This window comes from Pseudomonas sp. C6002 (assembly GCF_013385805.1).
In the GTDB taxonomy this organism is placed as follows: domain Bacteria; phylum Pseudomonadota; class Gammaproteobacteria; order Pseudomonadales; family Pseudomonadaceae; genus Aquipseudomonas.
Genome location: NZ_JACAPH010000005.1, coordinates 1 through 20711 on the forward strand (window position 1 = coordinate 1; position 20711 = coordinate 20711).

The 20711-nt window shown below is 59.8% G+C and carries 13 protein-coding genes; 4 read left to right on the plus strand and 9 right to left on the minus strand.

Annotation, left to right across the window (positions count from 1 at the left end; genetic code table 11):
- Positions 1-128: 128 nt before the first annotated feature.
- Genes HX817_RS02825 through HX817_RS02835 form a run of 3 tightly spaced genes read right to left on the minus strand, consistent with a single transcriptional unit; the run spans position 129 to position 2587 of the window.
- Positions 129-680 (minus strand): GNAT family N-acetyltransferase, encoded by a 552-nt coding sequence (locus HX817_RS02825; RefSeq protein WP_087694381.1) that lies wholly within the window; start codon positions 678-680, stop codon positions 129-131.
- A gap of 4 nt (positions 681-684) precedes the next feature.
- Positions 685-1146, minus strand: coding sequence for an LEA type 2 family protein (locus tag HX817_RS02830; protein ID WP_003214086.1), 462 nt, complete (start codon positions 1144-1146; stop codon positions 685-687).
- Positions 1147-1159: 13 nt separating this feature from the next.
- Complete coding sequence (locus HX817_RS02835) at positions 1160-2587, minus strand: nucleobase:cation symporter-2 family protein (protein WP_003214084.1); 1428 nt, start codon at positions 2585-2587, stop codon at positions 1160-1162.
- 235 nt (positions 2588-2822) lie between these two features.
- On the opposite strand from HX817_RS02835, the gene HX817_RS02840 reads away from it, so the two are divergent.
- Complete coding sequence (locus HX817_RS02840; protein ID WP_177039745.1) at positions 2823-4448, plus strand: methyl-accepting chemotaxis protein; 1626 nt, start codon at positions 2823-2825, stop codon at positions 4446-4448.
- Positions 4449-4598: 150 nt separating this feature from the next.
- Here HX817_RS02840 and HX817_RS02845 read toward each other — a convergent pair whose 3' ends face one another.
- The 5 genes from HX817_RS02845 to HX817_RS02865 all read right to left on the minus strand — a co-directional run bounded on the left by HX817_RS02845 (position 4599) and on the right by HX817_RS02865 (position 9793).
- Positions 4599-5576 carry a D-glycerate dehydrogenase gene (locus HX817_RS02845; RefSeq protein ID WP_177039746.1) on the minus strand — a complete coding sequence of 326 codons (978 nt, stop codon included), beginning with the start codon at positions 5574-5576 and terminating at the stop codon, positions 4599-4601.
- A complete protein-coding gene (locus HX817_RS02850; RefSeq protein ID WP_003214078.1) occupies positions 5576-6871 on the minus strand; it encodes an MFS transporter in 1296 nt (431 codons plus the stop codon). Before HX817_RS02850 ends, HX817_RS02845 begins: the two co-directional genes overlap by 1 nt.
- Positions 6872-6926: 55 nt before the next feature.
- Complete coding sequence (locus tag HX817_RS02855; protein ID WP_003214077.1) at positions 6927-7871, minus strand: sugar kinase; 945 nt, start codon at positions 7869-7871, stop codon at positions 6927-6929.
- The gene (locus tag HX817_RS02860) at positions 7864-8646 is read right to left on the minus strand and encodes a sugar phosphate isomerase/epimerase (RefSeq protein WP_087694384.1); all 783 of its coding nucleotides are present in this window, start codon (positions 8644-8646) and stop codon (positions 7864-7866) included. The genes HX817_RS02855 and HX817_RS02860 overlap by 8 nt, the downstream gene beginning before the upstream one ends.
- Positions 8647-8734: 88 nt before the next feature.
- Positions 8735-9793, minus strand: a complete 1059-nt coding sequence (locus HX817_RS02865) for a LacI family DNA-binding transcriptional regulator (protein WP_177039747.1) — start codon at positions 9791-9793, stop codon at positions 8735-8737.
- 277 nt (positions 9794-10070) lie between these two features.
- Between HX817_RS02865 and HX817_RS02870 the strand changes: the two genes are divergently transcribed.
- From HX817_RS02870 to HX817_RS02880, 3 genes are all read left to right on the plus strand, one after another.
- On the plus strand, positions 10071-12062 hold the full coding sequence (locus HX817_RS02870) for a hypothetical protein (protein WP_177039748.1): 1992 nt from the start codon (positions 10071-10073) through the stop codon (positions 12060-12062).
- A gap of 144 nt (positions 12063-12206) precedes the next feature.
- Entirely contained in the window at positions 12207-14240 is a 2034-nt protein-coding gene (locus HX817_RS02875) for a hypothetical protein (protein WP_177039749.1), read from the plus strand.
- Between the two features lie 233 nt (positions 14241-14473).
- On the plus strand, positions 14474-16741 hold the full coding sequence (locus tag HX817_RS02880; protein WP_177039750.1) for an autotransporter outer membrane beta-barrel domain-containing protein: 2268 nt from the start codon (positions 14474-14476) through the stop codon (positions 16739-16741).
- Between the two features lie 67 nt (positions 16742-16808).
- Here HX817_RS02880 and HX817_RS02885 read toward each other — a convergent pair whose 3' ends face one another.
- A complete protein-coding gene (locus HX817_RS02885) occupies positions 16809-20675 on the minus strand; it encodes an Ig-like domain-containing protein (protein ID WP_177039751.1) in 3867 nt (1288 codons plus the stop codon).
- Positions 20676-20711 lie beyond the last annotated feature (36 nt).

Below are 20711 nucleotides of genomic sequence, written 5' to 3' on the forward strand. Positions count from 1 at the left end.
AGGCGAGGTGCCGAGTGGTGGGGCAAGAGCGTTTTGCTTACTTTTGCGCTCTTCAAAAGTGAGCCGCTGTAAGAGCGGAACCAATCTCAGCCATCACCCAAATAACGGATATACACCCAAAACCCACCTCAGCCCCGCCGACTCCCCAGCCATTCCTCCCGGGTAATCTCCCAGATATCCTTGGGCAAACTCCCCGCGACAAACTGCCCCTCATCGGTCCTGACCAACCGCATCCCCGTCCGCTCGGAAATCCTGCGAGACGCCACGTTCGGCGCCGCCTTGGGCACGCGCATCACAGGCCGCTCCAGCACCTCAAACCAATACTCAGTCACCGCCGCACTGGCCTCGGCCATCAACCCCTGGCCCTGCCACTGCGGCGCCAGCCAAAAGCCGCGGTTGTTGTCCACCTCATCCATCAGGCTGACATTACCAATCAACACCCCAGGCGCGCTTTTCAGGCGGATCGACCAATGCCACTCCTCACCCCGAGCCATCGCCGGCAATGCAACCTGCTCCAGATAGCTGCGCGCACCGTCCGCCGGGTACGGCCAGGGCACCAGGGCATTCAGGTAACGCACCACTTCCCAGTGCGGAAATTGCTGCTGGACACCCTCGGCATCCTCCAGCGTCAACGGCCGCAGGATCAGCCGTTCGGTATACAGCGTAGGTTGCGCATCCATGTCGTTACCATGTGGCAGTGTTGGGAAAGTCCAGGGTCCCGCGATCCACAAAACGCATGGTGCCAAACAGGCCACCTGCGAGTTTCCCGCGCAACACGTACGGCAGGTTATTCAAACTCTGGGTCTGGCTCAAGCCAAGGGTCTGGCGCAACACGGAAAACGCCGAAACGCTCACCGGCACCGTCAGCACCGTCTCCGAAAAGCGTGGGATCGAGCCACCCTGGTCACTCACCCCGGACGCCAGCGGCCGGCCATTGACCTCCAGGTCCAGGGCCACGCCGCTGTAGTCGATGGCTGTTTCATTCGGATTTTGTATCCGCAGCTTCACCGCGAAACGCACTTCCAGGTCCTGGCTCTGCAGCGGCTCGATGCCCACCACGTTGATGTTCACCGGGTCGCGATTGGGAAACAGCGCGCACGCGCTCAGGGTGAGTAGCAGCAGTGACAAAACCATGAGCTTGCGCATAAAACGGGTTCTCCTATTTCGTGACGTCCGGGTCCTGCATCACTTTGAGGGTGGAGGCTTCCGGATCAAATTCATCTTCTTCCAGTTCTATGAACTCCTCAGGCAGGAAGATGTTCAGCACGATAGCGCAGAACGCCCCCACGGTGATCGGCGACTCGAAGATGTTGTGCAGTGCCTTGGGCAGCTCGCGCAGTACTTCCGGCACTGCTGCCACACCCAGGCCCATGCCCAGGGAGATCGCCACGATCAGCACATTGCGCCGGTGCAGCCCGGCTTCGGCGAGGATCTTGATCCCGGCCACGGCCACGGTGCCGAACATGATCAACGTGGCGCCACCGAGTACCGGCTTGGGCATCAGTTGCAACACCGCGCCGATCATCGGGAACAGCCCCAGCAGCACCAGCAGCCCGGCAATGAAGTACGCCACATAACGGCTGGCCACGCCGGTCAACTGGATCACCCCGTTGTTCTGGGCGAAGGTCACCATCGGCAAGCTGTTGAAGGTGGCCGCCATCACCGAGTTGAGGCCGTCGGCCAGCAGGCCGGACTTGATGCGCTTGATGTACAGCGGGCCCTTGACCGGCTGTTGCGAGATCATCGAGTTGGCGGTCAGGTCACCGGCGGCTTCCAGGGGCGAAATCAGGAAGATCACCGCCACCGGGATAAACGCCACCCAGTCGAACGAAAAACCGTACTTGAACGGCACCGGTACGCTGATCAGTGGCAACTGGGGCAGGGCGCCCAGGTCGACGCGGCCCATCCACCAGGCCACCACAAAACCCAGGGTCAGGCCGATCACGATCGAACCCAGGCGCAGGAACGCGTTGTTGAAGCGGTTGAGCACCACGATGGTCAGCAGCACCAGGGCCGCCAGGCCCATGTTGCCGGCGGCGCCCAGGTCGCTGGCGCCATAACCGCCGGCCATGTCGGTGACGGCTACCTTGATCAGCGACAACCCCATCAAGGTAATGATGGTGCCGGTGACCACCGGGGTGATCAGCTTGCGCAGCTTGCCGATGAACTGGCTGAGCACCACTTCGATAAACGCCGCGAAAAAGCAGATGCCGAAGATCGTCGACAGGATCTCATCGGTGCCGCCGCCCCGGGCCTTGACCATGAAGCCGGCACTGAGGATCACGCTGATAAACGAAAAACTGGTGCCTTGCAGGCACAGCAGGCCCGAACCCACCGGGCCGAACTTGCGGGCCTGCACAAAGGTGCCGAGCCCGGACACAAACAACGCCATGCTGACCAGGTACGGCACTTCGCTTTCCAGGCCCAGCACGCCGCCGACGATCAGCGTCGGGGTGATGATCCCGACAAAGCTGGCCAGCACGTGCTGCAGGGCGGCAAATATCGCCGCGCTGAAGTGCGGACGGTCGTCGAGGCCGTAGATCAGGTCGGATTTATAACGGGGGCGAGGGGTTTGAGTGTCAGACAAAATACGGGCCCGGGTAGGAAAAAGGAGGCGCAGGATGCCAGAAAGTGCCAGTTGTCAGAAGTGTGAAAAAATATTTCGAAACATCCCCCATTAAATCCTCAAGCCGGCCGATACCGTTTATAGGCCCACATACCTATTACAACAGTGGCGCCAGCCGGTCAGAGCGGCGCGTTGACGCCCACTGACCGTGTCGCGGCAGGGATGCTCGCAGCCACTACTTCTAAGAGCGCCCCCTATGTCCCTTCGTAACCTGAATATCGCACCTCGAGCTTTTCTCGGTTTCGCCTTCATCGCGTTGCTTGTCGTTATTCTTGGGGTGTTTGCGGCGAACCGCATGACCCTGATTCGTCAGGCATCGGTCGACATGGGCTCCAACCAACTGCCCAGCGTCGGGTATCTGGCGACCATGACCGAAAACGTCCTGCGCCTGCGGATTCTCTCTTTTCGTGTGCTGGTAAACCGTGAGCCGGCGGCTCTGGATGAGGCTCAAACCCGCATGGGTGTGCTGGTGGACAAGGTCAAGACGGCACAGGCCGCTTATGCAGGCATGCCAGCCGGGAACGAAGAAGCGGCGCTGTACAAAACGTTCTCCCTCACGCTCGACAATTATCTGAAGGCCCAGGCCGAGATGGTTGCCCTTTCACAGCAGAACAAGGTCGAAGAGATGCGTGCCTTGATCAATAGCCGTATCAAGGACGGCACCGACCAGATGGGCGAGCAGTTGAATAAACTGATCGCCATCAACGCTGCTGACGCGAAGCAGGCCGACACCGAGGCCGGGCAAAGTTATCAGGATGCAATCACTGGCATCATCGCAGTCTCCGTGATTGCTGCGTTGATGACCGTACTGCTGGCCTGGCTGCTGACGCGCAGTATCGTGACGCCCTTGCGCAAAGCGCTGGAGGTTGCTGAAACCATCGCTGGCGGTAACCTGAGCAAAGCGATCGAAGACGACGGCAAGGACGAACCGGCCCGCCTGATCGGCGCCTTGGCCGCGATGCAGAACAACCTGCGCCAGACCATCCAGCACATCGCCGGCTCAGCCACGCAGTTGGCCTCCGCCGCTGAAGAGCTCAGCGCCGTCACCGAAGAAGCCTCCAAGGGCCTGCAACAGCAAAACAACGAAATCGACCAGGCCGCCACCGCGGTCAACGAAATGACGGCCGCCGTGGAAGAAGTGGCGCGCAACGCGGTGTCCACCTCCGAGGCGTCCAGCCAGTCCAACCAGGCTGCGCGGGAAGGGCGCGACCGAGTGGTGGAAACCGTCGGCGCGATCCAGACCATGACCCAGGACGTGCAAAACACCTCGGTGCTGATCGAAGGCCTGGCCACCCAGGGCCGTGACATTGGCAAGGTGCTGGACGTGATTCGCGCGATTGCCGAGCAGACCAACCTGCTGGCACTCAACGCGGCGATTGAAGCGGCGCGTGCCGGTGAAGCCGGGCGTGGTTTTGCGGTGGTGGCGGACGAAGTGCGGGCCCTGGCCCATCGCACGGCGCAATCGACCCAGGAAATCGAGAAAATGGTCGCCGGCATCCAGAGCGGTACGGGTGAAGCGGTGCAGTCCATGCAGCAGAGCAACCAGCGCACCCAAAGCACCCTGGAAATGGCGCGGGCTGCCGGTGTGGCCCTGGAGCAGATCACCCAGTCCATCAGCCTGATCAACGAGCGCAACCTGGTGATCGCCAGTGCGTCGGAAGAACAGGCTCAGGTGTCCCGCGAAGTGGATCGCAACCTGGTGAACATCCGCGACTTGGCGACGCAGTCGGCGGCGGGCGCCAACCAGACCTCAGCCGCCAGTCACGAATTGTCGCGCCTGGCGGTGGATTTGAACGGGATGGTGGCCAGATTCGTCATCTGATCTGAAATGCGATCAAAAAAATGTGGGAGCGGGCTTGCTCGCGAAAGCGGTGTATCAGTTGATGCATTCGGTGGCTGACACACCGCCTTCGCGAGCAAGTCGAATCGTCGCACCGCCGCTCCCACATTGGCTTCTGTGGTGCTTCAGGAATCAGTGTTTCCAGGCGGCTGGGTTCACCAGGTTCTTCGGCTTTTCACCGGCCAGCGCCGCCAGCAGATTGTCCACCGCACACTTGGCCATCGCCTCCCGCGTCTCATGAGTCGCTGAACCGATATGCGGCGTCGCCACCACATTGTTCAAACGCAACAACGGCGAGTCATGCTGCAGTGGCTCCCGCACAAACACATCCAGCCCCGCCGCACGAATCGTGCGCTGTTGCAACGCCTCAATCAGCGCCGGCTCGTCCACCACCTTGCCTCGGGAGATGTTGATAAAGATCGTCTCCGGGCCCATCAACGCGAACTCTTCAGCGCCAATCAAACCTTCGGTTTCAGCCGTCAGCGGCAAGGTCAGGCACACAAAGTCGGCTTCCCGGAGCAGGTCCGGCAGGCTGCGGTATCGCGCGTCAAACCGCGCCTCCACTGCAGGTTTTGGCGAGTGGCTGTGGTAGATCACCGGCATGCCGAACCCGAAGTGCCCACGCTGGGCCAATGCTTCACCAATCCGGCCCATGCCGATAATGCCCAGGGTCTTGCCATGCACGTCGCTGCCGAAATGCAGCGGGCCGATGTTCTGGTTCCAGTTGCCGGCGCGCACCATATTGGACAGCTCCACCACTCGCCGGGCGGTCGCCAGGATCAGGGCGAAGCCGGTATCGGCGGTGGTTTCGGTCAGCACGTCGGGGGTATTGCTGAGCAGGATGCCGCGCGCGGTCAGGTAGTCAATGTCGTAGTTGTCGACACCGACCGACACGCTGGCCACGGCCTCAAGGTTTGGCGCCAGATCCAGCAGTTTGGCATCCAGGCGCAGGCTGGCACCGAGCAAGCCCTGGGCCGTCGGCAAGGCTTCACGCAGTTTGGCCAGGCCGCTTTCATCCAGCGATTCAATAAGCGTGAACTCGGCCTGTTCATGCAGGCGGGCCATCAGCGGTGCAGAGAGTTTCTTGTAGAGCACGACAGACTTTTTCATCAGGTCTTTACCTTCAATTCAAGGGATTGCAGCGGGGCGCGTTCGCGGTCACTGGCGCCGGGCTTGAGAAAGATCGTCAACACCACCGACACCAGCAGCGCACCGCTCATCAGCAAGTACGAGGCGCCGGGCGATCCGGTGCTGCTGTTGAGGTAGCCCACCAGGTACGAACCGCCGAACGAACCGAGGGCGCCCATGCTGTTGATCAGCGCCATGGCGCCGCCGGCGACGTTGGCCGGAAGGATCTCGGGGACGATTGCGAAAAACGGCCCGTAAGGCGCGTACATACAGGCCCCGGCGATCACCAGCAGGGTGTACGACCACCAGAAGTGTTCGGCGCCGAGCACGTAGGACGCATAAAACGCGATGGAGGCGATCAGCAACGGTGGCCACACAAAACGTTTACGTTTTTGCAGTTTGTCCGAGCCCCAGGACACCGCCAGCATGCCGATCACCGCCGCCAGGTACGGCAGCGCCGACAGCCAGCCAGCCTCGACCATGTCCATTTTCAGGCCGGCCTTGAGGATCGACGGCAGCCACAGCACGAAGCCATACACGCCAATGCTCCAGCAGAAAAACTGCAGCGCCAGGATGATCACCTTGGGTGAGCGAAAGGCCTCGGCGTAGTTCTTTACCGCCTTGATGCCCACTTGTTCTTCGGCGAGGGCTGTTTCCAGGTCTTTTTTATGCTGGGCGCTCAGCCATTTGGCGTCTGCGGGTTTTTCATCCGCCAGCTTCCACCAGATAAACGCCCACAGCACCGCCGGCAAACCTTCGATGATAAACATCCAGCGCCAGCTGAAATGCTGCACCAGGTAGCCCGAGACCACCGACATCCACATCATGGTCACCGGGTTGCCGAGGATCAGGAAGGTGTTGGCTCGCGAGCGTTCCGCGCGGGTGAACCAGTGACACAGATACACCAGCATCGCCGGCATCACGGCGGCTTCGACCACCCCGAGCATGAAGCGGATCACGATCAGCATGTAGGCGTTGGACACCATGCCGGTCAGGGTAGCCAGGCCGCCCCACAGGATCAGGCTGACGAAAATCAGCTTCTTCACGCTGCGTTTCTGCGCGTAGATCGCACCGGGCACCTGGAAGAAAAAGTAGCCGAGGAAGAACAGCGCGCCGAGCAATGACGACATGCCCGGAGTGATCATCAGGTCTTCGGCCATCCCGGAGGCGGCGGCAAAGCCGTAGTTGGCGCGGTCCAGGTACGCCAGGCTGTAGGTGATAAACACGATGGGCATGATGTACCACCAACGGCGGGTGGCGAGTTTCAACGGTTCCATAAGGTTGCTCCTGAGCTTGTTGTAGTTGTGGCAACAGGTAACTCGGTGATGCTGATTAACCGGCTTTCTGGGTGTGGGGCAGATCGGTCCTGAACGGCAAGCCTTCCATGTCGCCACGGCTCTGCACCGCGCGGCTGCCGATCCAGTTGCCGCGCTGCACGGCTTCGCTGAAGCTCAGGTTTTCCAGGAGCGCGCTGATCATGCCCACGGCAAATCCATCGCCGGCGCCGACCGTGTCGACCACCTTGGCCACTGGCACGGCGGCGACAAACCCCTGGTCCAGCTGGGTGCGGTAATACGCGCCGTGGGGCCCGAGCTTGATGGCCACGGCTTCCACGCCCTGGTCCAGGTAAAACGCGGCGATGTCGGCCGGGTCTTCAAAACCGGTGAGCAAGCGGCCTTCGCCCAAGCCCGGCAACACCCAGTCCGCCAGGCAGGCGAGGGCGTTGATTTCGCTGATCATGCGTTGCTCGTTCGCCCACAGGGACGGGCGCAAGTTCGGGTCGAAGGACACGCTGCGCCCGGCCTCGCGCATTTGCGTCATCAACTGGCGCGACAGGTCGCGGGTGGCGTCCGACAGCGCCGGCGGAATGCCGGTGGCGTGCAGGTGCCGGGCTTGCAACAGCTCAGGCTTGATCGCCTCGACCGACAGATGGCTGGCGGCCGAGCCACGGCGGAAGTACTCCACCTGCGGATCATCGCCGGCTTCCTCGCGGGACTTGAGTTGAAAGCCCGTGGGGTGCAGCGGGTCCACCGCCACATGGGTGCAGTCCAGGCCTTCGTTCTGCAAGGTGTCCACCACGAAGCGCCCGAGGGAATCGGCACCCACGCGGCTCAGCCATGCGACGTTGAAGCCCAGGCGTGACAGGCCGATGGCGACGTTGCTGTCGGCGCCGGCAATGCGCTTGTGAAACTGGGCAACCTGGGCCAGGTCGCCGGTCTGTTCGGCGACAAACATCGCCATGGTTTCACCAAACGACAGGATATCGATCTCAGACATGTGCGTTCTCCACGCGTGGCTGGCCGAGGACGGCGAGGGCGGCGACCTGCTGGGCGGTGACCTGCACCAGGTCATTGCCTTGCAGCGGAAATTCCACGGCCCGGGTAATACCTTGAGTCATGTGCTTGAGCAGTTGTTCCCACAGATGCAGGTCGGCGGCGCCCGGCGGCAGGGCCACCAGCTTGCCGTCGGCGCGGCGGGCCACGGCCTTGCAGTGCAGGTAGTCCACATGCCGGCCCAGCAGGCGCGCGGCGGTGGTCGCCGATTGGTCCTGCCATTGCCAGTTGCCGATATCGAAGGTCATTTTCACCGGCACCGCCAACCGCTCGATTTCGTTGAAAAAGCGCTGCATCGGCTCGATGCGCCCGCCGTGCAGGGTCTGGTCGTTTTCCACCAGCAGCTTGACCGGATGCCGGTTGAGCAGGGCGCTCAAGCTGTCGAGGTCGTTGGTGTCGGTGAAATAGCCCAGGGAGACTTTCAGCCAGCGGGCGCCGAATGCCTGGGCGCGGTCGAGGGTGGCGGCCAGTTCGGCATTGGGCTGCGAGCGACCGGCCACCCAGAGTTCCAGGGGCGATGAGAACACGCACTCCAGGCCTTGATCGGCTGCAGCTTGCGCCAGCTCATGGGGTTGTTCGGTGGTCAGCAGCTCTTCGCGCCATTCGATGCGTTGCGCGCCGGCGGCAGCCAGCACCTCGACGAAACTCAACTGGCCTTGCTGGCGGACCAGGTCGGCGCCGTAACTGGAAAGGCTGATGGAGACGGGGTATTTATGCATTGTTGTGGACCTCTGAAACCGGTTTCATTTTTATTCGCAAAATAAACGTGTGGGAGCTGGCTTGCCTGCGATGGCGGCGGTCAGCCGCCTACTGCTTCGCCGGAGAAACCGTTATCGCAGGCAAGCCAGCTCCCACAAGGGATTGGGTCGAGCCCCGGATAATCAGTTGTGGCAAGAAGTCCAGGGTGCGTGGGGGCTGGCTATCGCCGCGCAAACGCTTGAGTAAACAGTCAAACGCACTGGCGCCAATGGCCTCGGTGGGCTGGGCGAGGGCGGTGATGCCGTTGCCCACCAGCGGGTACCAGTCGAGGTCATCCAGGGCGATCAGGCCCACGTCATCAAACAGGTCGCAGCCTAGATTTTTCAATGCACGGGTACACGCCAGTGCCGCGATTCCGTTGGCGCAGAACAACGCCTTGGGGCCGGATTTGTCTAGAAACTTTTGCAGACGCTGTTCCAGTTCGCCGTCCAACTCGAGTACGGCGCCGGTCAACGTCGGACGGTTGGTCATCTCCGCCTTGAAACTGTCCAGGCGCTCAAGCCGCGAGCTGGTGCCGTCGGTGGCTTCAGTCACCAACAGCAGGTCGCGATAGCCTTGCTGTTCCAGATGCTCCACGGCCATGCGCACCGCCACCCGGTTGTCCAGCCCTACCAGGTCGCTGTGCAGCGGTTCGACCTTGCGGTCCACCAGCACCAGGGGCATTTCCCGTTGCAGTTCCAGCAATTGGTCCAGGTGATGGCCGAGGGTATTCACGATCAGCCCTTCGATATTGTAGGCACGCAGGGCCGCCAGGTGCTGGCGCTCCTGCTCGTCATCGCGGTCGGTGTTGCACACCACCAGGCTGTAGCCGTGCTGGCGGCAGGCGGTTTCCACGCCATGCATCACGGCAATCGAATAGGGGTTGCGGATATCGGCTACCAGCATGCCGATCAGGCGGGTGCGCCCGCGTTTCAGGCCGCGGGCCATCTGGTTGGGGCGATAGCCCAGCTCATCGATGGCCTGCTCGATGCGCAGGGCGATGGCATCGGAGAGCAGGGCACGGTCGTCGCCGATAAAGCGCGACACGCTGGCCTTGGACACACCGGCGCGCTCGGCGACGTCCAGCATGGTCACGCGGCTGCGTTGGGCGGCGGAAAAAGTAGTCACGGCGGCGGGCCTTTCTTATTGGATTTATCTGGGTTCCAAGGCGAAACCAATTGCTGAAACCGGTTTCAGGAAACACCAAGTAGGAAATTTCGTCAAGCGCTGCTCAGTAACCGCCCTGGCAGCAAGGCCGAGCAAAAAGCGACGAATGGAGGGGGCTACCTGTTAATTCTGACAGTATCCGGCCGGAGGAATCGGGCGCTTAATTCTCTCAACGCCACTTGGTATACACACGCCGCCTGCCGGCAGGCCACTGTCCACCGTGTTGAGGATTAAACCCATGTCTGACGTCTCTGAATCCACTTACCTGATCAAACCCTTGGGCGCGGACGACGGGGGCACTGTGTTGCTGGACCCGATGGACATACCCGGCGTCGACAGTGGTGACCCCCGGGGCGTGATCCCGCGCTCGCGCCTGCAGGGCCCGCTGCAGGTCAACATTCCGATGTGGAACCCGCGACCTGAGCCGCTGCTGGATGAGCCGCACATCGTGCGCCTCCGCTGGGTGTGGGCGGGTGTCGATGAGGAGGTTGATTCGCGGCAGGTGTTTGGCCCGCCACCCCCTTTGCCTGCGATGATCTCACTGGAGGTGCCCCTGTCACGATTGACTGATGAGGGCTCCGGCATCGCGCAACTCTACTACACGGTTCAGGACTCCTTTGGCGGCGTCAGTGTGCTGAATCCCAGGAGAACACTCACCATCGATCTGGACTCGCCTGAGTTACTGAACCCTCTGGATACTGTGGATTTTGTAGTTGCCCCGACCCCGAACGTCGATGAGCAATACCTGCTCGATAACGTGCCGGTGGCGTTCAATATTCCGTTCTACACCGTGCGCGCGGACAGGGACCGGATTGAATTCTACCTGTCCAACCGGGATAACCCGCCGCTAAGCGCGGCGGACGCCGAGTACGTGATCGCGTTAGCCTCAGACCCGCTGGTTGCTTACGTGGACCCCGATATTTTTCGCAGGTTGAACAACGGTGACGCCTATATTTTCTACCGCATTTTTGACGAGGCAGGCAATTTCAGCAGCCAGAGTGCCGGACTGCTGTTTCAGCTGGCACTGACGCCGTTGCCGAGCAACTTGCCGCGTCCGCAAATTCGGCCACCGGCATACGACGACGGCCTGATCAAGCGCGATGATGCACGTCGTGGCGTGTTCATGCGCATTGACCCCGCCTACGACGATTGGGCGCCGGGGGACCAGGTAATCGCCTACTGGAATGCCCGTCCGACAGTCCCGCAGCCAGTACTGAGCTTCCCTTGTGATGTGGAAATTCCATGGCTGACCCTCAGGGGGCCTGCGCCTGTACTGATTCCCGAAGCGGCGGTGGTGCGCTACGAAATCATTCGCGGAGCCCTGCCTCCATTTCGTTCCTTATCGGAACGGTTCAATGTCGACCTGACGATTGCCGGCCAGGACCATCCCAATGCGCCCGCATTGCTTAACCCGACCCTGGCCAGCGTCACGGTGATAGGGCGCGGCTCCAAGACTCCCAATCAGCTCAATCATCTGGATCGTGGGCTGGCTGCCCAGGCATATGTTCCTTTGTTTGCAGATCCGGTTGCGGGTCAATTGCTCAGTCTGTTCTGGAACGGTGTTGGCCCGGTGGCCAGCCATCCCGTGCAGTTGGGGGAGGTAGGAGGGCAGTTGGTGTGGTTTACCGATATTCCCTGGAATCTGATCGAGGGGACGGTCAATCCACGTCTGCCGGTCCATTACCTCACCAGTAATGGGGTCAACGAACAACAGTCGCCGCCAACTTTTGTGAATGTCGATGTGACGGCGCTGATTGATTTTACTCCTCCGCAAGTTCAGCACACCCTCACTAGCGAGTATGTGACCTGTTGTTCTTCGCCTTCGCCTTTATATGGCGTGCATTGGTTGATTCCGGGCAATATCGGCCTGCAACTTAACGACGAGGTGCGTTTTCACTGGCAAGGCTATGCGCGTAATAACTGGGTTGATCCTATTGCTGGCACTGAATACGAAGAAACCATCCAAGTGCTGCAACCCCATATTGATAACGGTATTAAAGTTGTGGTGGAACCGTTCGACCGGACCTTGGAGCCTATGCGCGAATACGGTTCAGCTGTGGCCAGTTTCGAAGTGTGGCGCAACCTGGGCAAGGTGGGTGACTCCCGGCCAGACGTCAAGGGGAGCGGACACATCCGTGTCGACCTGACCTTTCCAACGGGTGGGTTTTGTAAACCCGGGGATGTCATTAGTTGCACCAGTGATGGAAAGGCAACGTTGGTCAAAGATTAAAGGACTGGGTGTATTTGTTGTTGTGCAGGGAATAGTCGGCGTGTGATAGGCGTGCAAGCGCTTTGTCTCGCGACGCGAACGGCTACGTCAATGGTAGGGAAGTGTGGGTGAGATGTAATTCGTCTTAATATCTGGAGACACGTAATGAAAAAGGACACGCTCGACTTTATCCGTAACTATGCAAAGAATCGAAGTGCCAATACGAGTGATGACGCCTTGGCTGATGGTATTCTTGAAGGTGAGGTGCCTGGCTACCCTGGATTGCTTTCACGGGAGTACAACCTGCGTGAGAATTTGAATTTCTCTATTCCACTATGGCCTGACGCCGATACCCATCCGTTTCTTGACGATCAAGTCAGTGTTTGGTGGAAAAATTTCGATGACACCGAGTGGGGCACGCCCATTTATAATTTCACCGTTGTTGCCCCAGGGCCTGAGACAGTGGTGAACATTGCTCAAGGTCGGCGGCCCGCGGGGCGGTACCAAATCAAGTACGGAATTAACGTACGTGGCGTTGACAACTATTCCGAATCAGATCCGCAGACCATTGTCGTTGACCTGACACCACCGTATGCCATTTCCCCCGATGCACCGCCGGCGCCGATTCCGCCTGCCGACCTGCCGACACCTGCCGACCGCGACTACTTTGAAAGCAAGCCCAATGAGTCTGCAGTGTTTACGATCCCGGATTATGTGGCGCATGGTCGGGCAGACGGCGATTGGGCGTATCTTTACTATAATGGCTCCGATACGCCCTATGCACCCAACCCGCCCGATCCTTCGCCACGCTGGAATCTGCCTGCGGACCTGAGCTTTCCATTGCCATTATCCGTGGTTGACGCCAATCCGGATGGCCTGCGCAATTTGCGGTATGAGTTGTTCGACGCGGCAGGGAATTGGGCGCGGCTTTCGACTGCCTACGAGATGGACGTGGGCCTGTTTCCAGCGCCCGAGAACCTGCTGGCCCCCCTGGTTGACCGAACCTCACCCCCCGGCGATGTATTGATTGATCGGGCGGACGTTGCGCTGGACGGCGGCATGATCGTGCGTATTCCTGAATATACGAACTTTCTGCGCGGCGTCGATGGAGATGAATTCCTCGTCACATTGAGGACAAGCATCACCACCGTTAACTTGGAGGCCCAGCCACTGGGCAACAGCCGTTTCCCGGCGGAGGTTTACGTTCCGTACAGGGTGCTGGAAATCCTGTATGGGGCCACTCGAGGGCTATTGCCGTTGACGGTTTCCTATGTGGTGCGGCGGCGGTCTGTCAACAACCCGGCGACACCGACCACCACCGTCAACCTGGACCTGTTTGTTGTCGGCCCCACTCCCATTGGCCCGGACCCGATCAACGATGACCTGCTGCCCGTAGTCGTGAACGGGGTGGACGCAACCGGTACCGAGGGCCCCGACGACGAACTGGAGCGCGACCACGCCAACCGGCCTGCAATTGCTCGGGTAACGTTATGGAGTACGGCACCCACACCGGATGCCAGCGACTTTACGATCCGCCTTTACTATTCGGGCGAACTCGTTGCTACCCAACCGGTGACCGGCGCCTCGGCTGGCCAGGTGATTCCGCTCTCAATCCCGTGGAGCTTCATTGAGCGTCATGGCAATGGCCGCAAGACGGTGTTCTACACCATTGCCCAAGGGGCCAGCACCAACCGCCAGTTTTCCCCTGACACCACGGTGACGGTGAATGCCAACTTCAAAGAGCTTGCCCCGCCGGTGGTACGACATCTGTCGGACGCAGGCGCGATCAACTGCACTACGTTCAGGCCTGAAAATCCTCCCGGAAACGTTGTGGTGTTTATCCCGCCTTCGGAGCACTTTGAACTGAGGATGGTGGTTACGCTGCACTGGCAGGGCTACAGCGACAATGCAGGAATGGTAGCGGTCCCGGCAGCAGTGGGTCGTGTAGACTCCATACCGCTCACGCAAGCCATGATCAATTCTGGGTTCGAGTTGCTCCTGGGGCCCTATGAGACCATCTACAAACCCATCCAGCCCCACTCGGGTGCAAGGCTGGCCGGCTCCGCGCGGATCTGGTACACCATCAACCTGCCTGAAGGACCATTACCTTCCGATGAAGCGCATCCTCTTGTTCGCGGGGTTCGGATAGGTGGAACGAATGGCTTTTTCTGCGACGGTACTGCCGTCCCGCTTCCTTGATACTTGTTTGAGCCCTAATGCCAAAGAGGAGCCTTGCTCCTCTTTGGCGTTTTTGTCGTTGGGTCGACTACAAACTGCATTCACTTTCAGCACAGCACCTTGGGATTAGTCCTACAGATGTTGGGAACAGCTCTGGGTACCTTGGGCGCCGCTTGATTGGCAGGGTCCACACGCTTTTCGGAACCGGCCAGTTTTTTTTCCGTAAAGGAACGCCAACCCAGAGGTCCGTAAAGATGTCAGCTCCATTCAATTTCAAACCAACTCCCTTAAGCCTTGCCTTCAAGGCCAAGGCCGTCACACTGCTGATGCTCATGGCGCAGCTGTCCGAAGCGCGTGTCGTGACCGGCCCGGATGAAATGGTGGGGCCTGGCCCGCGCCCTGACACTTTTGAATTGCGTGCAGGTTCCCGCCTGACGGTTCTGGGAGTGCCCACCCTGCAAATCACTGCCAATTCCGCAACCCTGATTGTCAATGCCGGCAGCAGCACCCGGGACATTGCCGCAATCAACTCCGACATCCGCATCGATGGTTCGGACGTCATTGCGCGGGATTCGGGAAGGGCCGGGGTTCATGTCACGGGCAGCAACGTGCTGATCACCAACAGCAACGTTACCCACAACAACGGAACCGGGCTGGCAGCGGCCCGTTCCCTGGGCGCCTCCAATGGTTCCAGCGTCACGGTCGTCAACAGTCACATCACCGGCAGCACCCGCGGTGCCTCGGCCAGTGCCCACAGTGTGCTGGACCTGACCGATTCGCGTGTCGAGGCGACCGCAGATGATGGCGTGGGTATCGAACTGTTCAATGGCCAGGCCCGTGCGTTCAATACCAGCATCGTTGGTGGAGACATTGGCGTGAAGATGGGCGTGGATAACGACCCGACTTTGGCCAGCAGCCTGATCCTCGACCGCTCGAGCGTCGAGGGCAAGACCGGTTCGGCGATTCAGGTCGGCTCGTTCAGGCCCGGGGAATCCACCCTTGCTGATATTCATGTACTCAATGGCTCCACGCTGACCGGCGCAAACGGTGTGCTGCTGGAAGTCATGAATGGCGCCACCGCCAACATGAACGTCGACCGCAGCTTCCTGGTCGGTGACGTGGTGGTCGAAGACGGCAGCACCGCCAGGTTGCAGCTCAACAATGGCTCCTGGCTCACCGGCAAACTGCAGAACGTCGCCGAGTTGAGCGTCAATTCAGCGTCCCACTGGATGCTGGTGGATGACAGTTCAGTCGGCGACCTGATCATGGGCGGCGGCACCGTGCACTTTGGCGGCGCCGATGAGTTCTTCCAGTTGGACGTCAACAGCCTGTCGGGTGACGGCAGCTATGTGATGCACACCGACTTCAGCACCGGCCAGACCGACTTGCTCAACGTCAACGGGGTTGCCACGGGCAACCACAGCCTGCTGTTGGCGGCGACCGGCTCCGAGTTGGCGAGTGCCTTGCCGATTCGTGTGGTGCACACCGAAGGTGGCGATGCGCACTTCTCGCTGGACGGCGACACCGTGGATGTGGGCGCCTATTCCTACGGGCTGAAGAAGGAAGACACCGACTGGTACCTCGATCCTAACCGTCGTGGCACCAGCAACAGCACCAAAACCGTGATGGCGTTGTTCAACACGGCCCCCACCGTGCTGTACGGCGAGATGTCCCTGCTGCGTACCCGCATGGGTGAACTGCGTTTCAGCGACGGCCAGAGCAACGGGTTCTGGATGCGTGGCTACGGCAACAAATACGAGGTAGCCGGGAACAAGGACGGTGGTGGCTACACGCAAAACCAGCGTGGCCTGAGCCTGGGTGCCGATGCGCCATTGTCGGGCGGAGATGGCCAGTGGATGGCCGGTGTCATGGCGGGTCACAGCACGTCCGACATCAGCGCCAACACTTCCGGCAGCGGCAAGGTCAACAGCTACTACCTGGGGGGGTATGCCACCTGGATCGACGACGAGAGCGGGCTGTACTTCGACGGCGTGGTCAAGCTCAACCGCTTGCACAACGAGGTCAACGTGACCATGAGCGACGGCAAGCGTGCCAAGGGCAACTACACGCAGAATGCCGTGAGCGCATCGGCGGAAGTCGGCCGGCATATCAAGCTCGACGATGGTTACTTTGTAGAACCGTACTCGCAACTGAGCACAGCGATTATCCAGGCGCAAAGTTACGAGCTGGACAATGGCCTGCAGGCCAAGGGTGATCGCAGCGCCTCCGTGGTGGGCAAGCTCGGCGTGACAGGTGGCAAGAATATCCAGCTGGAGAGCGGCGGGGTGCTGCAGCCCTACCTGCGTACAGCGTTGGCCCATGAGTTCAACCACAGCAACAAGGTCAAGGTGAACGACCAGCGCTTCAACAACGATGTGTTCGGTTCGCGTATTGAAGTGGCAGCGGGCGTGGCGATGTCGGTGTCGAAGAACGTCAAGCTGCACGCTGATATTGAACATGCCCAGGGCAAGAAGGTGGATCAGCCGTGGGGGGTTAATGTGGGAGTGCGTTACGATTTCTAGGAAACAGGGGTAAAGAAAAAAGGAAGCCGAGGCTTCCTTTTTTTGTGGGGTTAAGTATCTTGATTTTTTAATAGGGAGTCATACACCACGCTGACATGTTGTGATGCCCGCGCACAGCCACCCAGTATAGCGGTCCGGTTCCTATCGTTATGAAGTTGTACCAATCACCATTGAATGAACAAAGTCCATACTCTCTGAGTCTTGGAGGAGGGTTGTATATAGAGTTTAACGCGGAAATTATCGATCCATTTCCGCTGTTGCCTATTACAAGTGGGCGTCCTCCTATTGAGTTCATCCAGTTAATAGCAGCAGTAGGAGACTGGTGTGTTTCATTGACTTGTAGTTGGAAGATGTTAGAGACAACGACCGTATAGGACCGCGAAATATTATTTCTGTCTCTCGCGGTGATCGTCGCCGTACCATTACGATTGCCTGTTACTTTTCCCGTGGTTGAGTGTACTGAAGCAATAGTAGGTGCGCTGGACGCGTAGGAATAAGAACCAACCCCTCCGCTGGCTACTCGTGTCTGCGTATTGCCCGCCCAATCCCTCCCGGTTGCGGGCCAGTTGGTGAGCACCCTTGTACCGTTCAAGTTCATTTGACTCTGATCAATCCTCAGCGAAGTGATTACCGTATAGGTCGCAGTGGGGAACGTAATGGCCGTGGATTCAACGCTGCTGCCATCAAACGTTACCTTGCACGTTACGGTGATGGTGCTGTTGTTAGGCAGCCCGTCCAGCCATGTGCGCAGTACCGCCTTGTTCACCAAGCCGGTCGATACTTCTCCCGCCAGCAGGCTGTAGTTTGTCAGCACATTCAACGGCGCGCTGCCCGCCCTGGTCAGTTGCACCCAGACCTTCTGGCCCGTTGCGGCCAAAGGCCAAGGGGCAACACTCAAGGTGGCATTGGTGCTGAAGTTATTGAGGTTCAACTCACCGCCTGTAGGGACGCCATTGATCAGCGGCCGAGGCAGCGCCGAGGACGGAACACGGTTGACGGTCAGCTTCTGTGTTTCTGACGGGACAATAGTCGTCCCTATCGTCGCCATATAACGGAGCTCGATCAATTTGCCCGCGCTGTTGGCGAGGATGTCCCGGCTGATCTGAAAGTCGACGCGCTTATTGGTGTTACCGTTCTGCGCCGGGATGGTCGCCATGGTGCCGTTCGGGTAAATCCACTCGAGGGCGATGCGGTGGGCCGCGGTCATTTCGTTATAGGCCACCGCCACATAGGCGTTGTTCTGCCAGTCCTGTGGGTCGATGGTCAAGGTGGCGCCCTGCAGATTGGCAAAGGCCGGGCGCGGCAATGTGGCGGGGATCGACTGGATAATATGCTCGCGTACACCAAACAATACTGCGGTGTTTTTATCAGTGCTTTCGGCCAGGCTGACCCAGAAGCGAATGGTCAGGTGCGACTCGTTCCTGAGACCTTGCAGCTCCGCCAACGGTATGGGTTGCGAGACACCCAGGGTGGCGCTTTCTCCAACAGGGGCGGCGATAAAAGTGTCCAGGTTGAACGCACTGCCGTCGGTGTTGGTACCCGTGTATTGCAGCCACATGAACTGCTCTTCAAAGGCCAAAGGCCAGGCCGCCACACGGATGCGGGCTTGAGCAACAAGCTCGTTCGTCGGCAGGATCACGCTGTTGCCGACCCCGTCGATGGTTGGTGTGGGTAACCCACTCAACGGCAGCAGGTCCAGGTTCAGAGTATCCGACTCATGGAGAAACCCGCTGCGGGTAAAACTGTATTGCACACTGATGCGGTTACGCTCGTTGCGAATGCCCTTGGCAATGGTACGGGCCTCTATCGGCACACCCACTTCATTGGCGTCGGGGTTGCCCCAACCCGTTTCGACGGTGCTGCCCAGCAGATCGGCCGTCACCCATTTCACTGAAAACGATTCGCTCTCGCGCATGCGCCGGTATTTCACCAGCACCGTTGCACCCGATTGAGCCGCCAGCGGGTCAAGCCGGTCAGGGTACTGCTCGGCTTCCACGACTTCAGGCGCATCCAGTTCCACGCCACGGCCCACGGTCAGGAGGGTTGTAAACGAGCGCAAGGTGAGTTTCGGCAGCGGGGTTTCGCGTTCCAGGCTGTAGGTGATGCGCAGTTGGCCATCGAAGTTGTTATCCAGCACCGCACGGCTCACCGGCAGTACCAGTGGCTGGCCCTGTGTCGCACCGTTGATCGTCACCGAACCGCTGGCGGAACCGCCTGTGCCCGTGCCCACAATGTTCCATTGGATATGGTCGCGGCTCCTGGTTGCCGTATAGGGTAGCGTCAGCAGCACGCTGTCGCCCACTACGTCAACCGGGTCAACGTTGTCGTCAATCGCACCCTGCAGGGTGGGGGCAGGCATGGTTTCGAGGCGTTCGTCGATGCGTACTGTCAGCACCCGTGATTTGCGTTCAATCAGCGCACCGTAGGCATGCAACTGGGCATCCGCGCCGTCGTCGACCAAGTAATACACTGCGACGTCACCCAGCCCCTTGAATTGTTGAAGCGCTTCACTGGGCACGCGGCGAGTGCCGCCCTGGTCTCCGGCCAGTTGCGGGTCGGAATAGCGAATTCCACCGCCCCCTGGAACAATTTGCTCGATGACCAGGGTTTCCAGCGAGTCGTAGGCGTGGGGCTGGTAGGACGGGATGCTGATAAACGCATCATCGTCCGGGTTGATCAGGCCCAACTCGCTCGGGGTCACGGTCACTGCCGGCATCGAGGTCGGTGTACCCACCACCGTCACGGTGACACTGCCAGACTGCCCGAGGTGGCCACCGGTGGCGGTGTGCCAGACGAATGAAGCCCTGAACGAGCCGCCGATGACGCGCTCGATCAAATCGCGGTCCACCGGGAAGATCTCTTCCCGACCGTTCCTGACTTCGACAGGATCAAGCACCAGTTCTTCGATCGTGCCGTCCGCCAGTGTGGCCGTCAGGGTAATCGTGACCTGGTTTGGGGGCAGCGGGGCCGGTGTCACCCGTGGGGTCTGCAACAGGATTTCGAACAGTGAATTACTTTGCGTGTCGTAATCGATTTGCCGGCTTTCCGCGTCATCCACCAGGAAAAACGGCGCGCTCATCAAGCTGGGGTCCAGTTCGGCGACCAGTCCATACGGCTTGGAGTACTGGTATTTTTCCCCTGAGTAATTCTGAACCACATCGAACACCCTGAAGCGCAGGGTGAGTGCGCCGTTGAGGCCGCCCTTGAGAATATTTTCCTTGCTGATAAATACCCTGATCGGCTGGATACCGCCAGCCTCGGCGGCCGTGACCAGGTGCCTGATCTCAATTCCGTCCCAATAGAACTCAATGGTGTCGTTCTTGCGCACGTTCGGATAGGGCGCAATCACGGCGTATAACCCGCGACTGATCGTGTCCATGTTGATCGTGCTGCTTTCGGGCAAGCCGTCGACACTCAGGCTGAGTTTACTGTGCCATTTGTCGTCACCATTGTTCTCTATCCCGCCGGGACGGGTGGTCTTGATCAATATGCTTTGCGGCGGCGAGGTGCTTTCCTGGCCGCTGCCTGCGCGCAGTACCCGCGCGCGCACTTGCACTTCACCTTCAGGCATGCGTTCGGCGATGACGTACATGCCATAACGATCCTGGTCCATCTCGACGACACCAGATACCTGAAGATCGTTATTGAGGTACAACTCAAAGGCGTCGAAGATGGCCCAGGTGTGCCATTTTTCCAGGACGAAATACGCATAGGGCTGAACATGCCGAATGCCCAGGCCATAGGCGTAAGGTTCATCGGGATACCGGTCAAGCGAGACCGGCGGGAACGCCGAATAGGGTGGGGCCAGGTCTTCAGCCGTGATCACCGGCAGGGGCGCGGGCTCAAGGAGGGCCAGGGGGCTGTCGGAAACAGGTACACCTGGGTCTTCAATGACCGAGGCATTGTCATCGGGGTCGATCGGTTGGTTGGGCATGCTGACCACTCCTTGCTGGAAGTCACGCACAGCGCT